Raw genomic sequence first — 3,645 nt, forward strand, 5'->3', positions numbered from 1 at the left:
GCTGCCATGGCCGCGAACGACTCGCTGCGACGCGCGACGCTTGCGATCCAGGCGCAGCAGGCGGTCCAGCAAGCCGCGCGCGCTGCCGCCCGGGCAGCGCAGCAGGCGAATGTTGTTCCCAACGGGCTCAGGCCGGGCGGTCTGCAGATTGGCAGCGGGGTTATCGGCCCCAATGGGAGCGTGAACCAGAACCTTTGGAAGGGAGCCGACCTGCCGACCGAGCGTACGGATGGTGATCGCGTCAACGTCGACATCAGGCAACGCGAGCAGAAGGCGATCCTGAGCTGGGATACCTTCAACGTCGGCGCCAGAACAGACCTTCGTTTCGACCAGCAGGGCAACCGTAATTGGGTCGCGCTGAACCGTGTGCTCGGCGCGGATGCCAGGCCGAGCCAGATTCTCGGCAGCATCAAGGCCGACGGCTCCGTCTACGTCATCAACCAGAACGGCATCATCTTCGGCGGAACGTCCCAGGTGAATCTCGGTGCGCTGGTTGCGTCGACGGCGAAGCTCTCGAACGAGCAATTCCTCAACAACGGCATCTATTCGCGCTACGAGAACGGCACCTATTACCCGAGCTTCACGGATGCGGGCGGCGAGGTGAAGGTCGAGCCCGGCGCTCTCATCGAGACCAAGCCGCCAGCCAAGAACACGACCGGCGGCGGCTTCGTGCTGCTATTGGGTGCGGCTGTGGAAAATGCCGGCCGGATCTCGTCGCCCCAGGGACAGGTGATACTGGGGGCAGGCGACGATTTTCTCCTGCGCGCGGGCTATGGCACCGCCGCCAACCAGGCTTCGACGACGCGCGGCCATGAGATTGTGCCGCTCTTGCGTGCGGACAGTCTCAGTGGCGCGGTCACCAATTCCGGCTTGATCTACAGCCAGCAGGGCGACATCACGCTTGCCGGGCGCGCGATCGTGCAAGACGGTGCGCTCGTGTCGACCACCTCCGTCAACACGCGCGGCACGATTCATCTTCTGAACGCCGTCTCCGATACCAACGGGAGCGTCACGCTCGGTGCCAACAGCCTGACTACCATCCTGCCCGAGCTCGACAGCGACGCGACCGCGCTCAACAGCCAACGCGATGCGTTCGTCACGGCAGTGCGCCCTGTCGGCTATGATCCGCAGTTCGACAATCTCTCCAAGCTGCCGGATCGCCTGGACCAGTCGCGTATCGAGATCGTGACCGGCGGCGACGTGGTCTTCAGAGGCGGCTCGATCACGCAGGCCCAGGGCGGGCAGGTGGCGGTTTCGGCGATCGGTCGCGTCTTTACCGGAAGCGGCGCCACCATCGATGTCTCCGGCACCCGCGGTGTGCTACTGCCAATGTCGGCCAACAACATCGAGGTCAATATCCAGGGCAACGAACTGCGCGACAGTCCGGCCAATCGGGATCAGAGCTATCTGAAGAACGCGGATGTCTGGATTGATCTGCGCGATCTCGTCCTGGTGCCCGCCGGAACCGGCGGTTATGCATCGGACCGCTACTACACCCCCGGCGGACTGCTGGAGGTCTCCGGTTATCTCAGCAATACCGCGCACAAGATTGGCGAATGGACTGCCGTCGGCGGCACCATCACCTTGTCGGCGCGGGACGTCGTCGCGCAGCCGGGCTCGATCTTCAACATCTCCGGCGGCTCCGTCACTTATGAGGGCGGCTATATCAAGACCAGCAATTTCGTCGGTGCGGACGGCCGGACCTACAACATCAACAATGCGCGCGCCGATATGCAGTTCACAGCGCTCGGCGGGAGCTTTGTGCGCAAGCATTATATCCAAGACAAGGTTGACGATGTGCTGACCGAGATTTGGGCATCACCGTTCGGCAGGGGACGCGTGAGCCAGCGCTGGGAGGATGGCAATACGGTCGGCCGCGACGCCGGCCAGCTCATTCTTTCGACGCCGACGTCGATCTTCGAAGGCACCATCCTCGCTGACATCGTCAAGGGTGAGCGCCAAAGCGGGAAGCGGCCTTCCGGCGCCACCGACGGCTACAAGCTGGGCCAGAACACGGTAGCGCAAGCGGGAACGCTCGCGCTTGGGGATTACGGCAAGCCTGGCCAGAGCCCAGGCGCGCCGCTCGGTTTTGTCACCGATGTCAAATTTGACGATCATGTTCCCTCGCTCGCGAACGCGCTGTCGCCGAACGCGTCGGTGCCTGAGGACCGCGCCAATACCGCGTGGTTCGATACCAGGCAGCTCAACAGCTTCGGATTGGGCGGTTTGACGGTGACGACCGGCGGGCATGTCGCCATCGACGCTCCGCTGACACTGGCGCCGGGCGGTCAGATCACCGCTGCCGCACCGGTTATCGATGTCAACAGCACCGTCACCGTGCGCAGCGGCAATGTGTCCTTCAGCAATGTCGTCGACGTCGGCACCGGGACGCTGCCGACCATCGACGGCATGCTGGGCGTGCGGCTGAACCCGGGCGCCGTGATCGATACGCGCGGGCTGTGGACCAATGCACTCCTTGATCGCGGCAATCTGTCCGGTCTCGCTTTTGTCGACGGCGGCAATGTCTCGCTGAACTCGCCCCAATCCGTGAAGCTCTCCGCCGGCAGCCTGATCGATGCGTCTTCCGGCGGCGCCATCCTCATCAATGGCAAGATCACGGGCGGCAAGGGTGGAAACATCACCCTGATCGCGGATGTGGCGAACGGGTTCGATCTTCTTCCAGGCGATCCGCTGGTGCTCGAAGGCACCGTTCGATCGTACGGAATGACAAAGGGCGGCACGCTGACCATCAGCAGCGGCAGCGCCATCAATATTTCCGACCTGCCGTTGCTCGCGGATGGTTTGCTCCCCGCCGGACAGGCTACGACGACAGTTCTGTTTCTGGATTCCGCCCTGGTCATTCCGGCGGGGACGCAGATCCCGTTCACTTACAGCATGACTGTCAGGAAGGCGCTTCCTGGCGAAGCGCTGCAAATGGATCTGATGCCCGACTTCTCCAGGGGCGTAACCGTCGGCGCAAATTGGCAGGTGCCTGACAGCCTGGCCTACGTATACGACAGTAACTTCACTTATTACTCTCCGGGCACCCAGGTACCCGCGGGCACGCAACTGCTGGGATCAGCGGGGGACCTCACCGCGGGCTATGTTGTTCCGGCCGACGCCTTTCCAAATGGATTGGCCGTCACGCCGACCACTGTGACTTATGCAGCAGGATCTACTGCTGCAAAGGAGTTGAGCGTGCCGACAGGGACGCGGATTCCCGCCGGAACCATCCTCGCGCAGACCGTTGCCATCAAGCCACCGCTCAATCTCGACCCCGGCATCTTCAAGAGCGGGTTTTCGAATTACGACATTTCGAGCCAGGTCGGCGTCGTGGTCAGCAAGAATACCCAGGTCGATGTGACGATGCCGGTCTACCGGACGACCGCGGCAAGCTATACGGTGCCGACCGGCAGTGACCCGGCCACCGCGCTCGAAGTCTGGACACCGCCGCTCTACCAGGAAAATGTCAGCACTGGGCAGCTTATGCAGCGCGCCGGCGCCAGCCTGAAGCTGACCACGGACCCCAACGCGGCCAACGGATCCGGGATCCTGATCGACACGGGTGCGGCCTTGCGTGTGGATCCGGGCCAGTCGGTCAGCATCGCGAGCACGGGCCAGGTCACCGTGGACGGCATGATCTCG

At 63.3% G+C, this 3,645-nt stretch carries 1 protein-coding gene; it reads left to right on the forward strand.

Annotated features, from left to right (window positions below; genetic code table 11):
* Positions 1-3,645: two-partner secretion domain-containing protein (locus CWO89_RS41830; RefSeq protein ID WP_130584069.1), on the forward strand; the 3,645-nt coding region annotated here is incomplete at both ends.

Origin of the sequence: Bradyrhizobium sp. Leo170 (genome assembly GCF_004296405.1) — a bacterium.
GTDB lineage: Bacteria > Pseudomonadota > Alphaproteobacteria > Rhizobiales > Xanthobacteraceae > Bradyrhizobium.